General features: G+C 59.1%; 1 protein-coding gene. It reads right to left on the reverse strand.

The window, feature by feature from the left end; translation table 11 throughout:
* Positions 1-2: 2 nt before the first annotated feature.
* Positions 3-215 (reverse strand): transposase (locus GWC77_RS29090; protein ID WP_173263126.1); only part of this gene is annotated, 213 nt, incomplete at its 5' end.

Below are 215 nucleotides of genomic sequence, written 5' to 3' on the forward strand. Positions count from 1 at the left end.
GCTCACGAGGCATGCGGGTTGAAGCTGGAGAAATCTAGCTTGCCGGCGATGAGGAACAGCACGGTTCGCATTGTTTCGAAGCGCGTGTAGCCGCGCGCCTTGCGCTTGGCAGCCTGAAACAAGCCATTGATGGCCTCGATGAAGCCGTTGGTTTGGCGAGTCTGAGTCCAAGCGATGATGCCGTCGAAGTGGCGGCGAATCATTCGCGCCACCTC

The organism is Paraburkholderia sp. NMBU_R16, assembly GCF_013282575.1.
Classification (GTDB): Bacteria; Pseudomonadota; Gammaproteobacteria; order Burkholderiales; family Burkholderiaceae; genus Trinickia.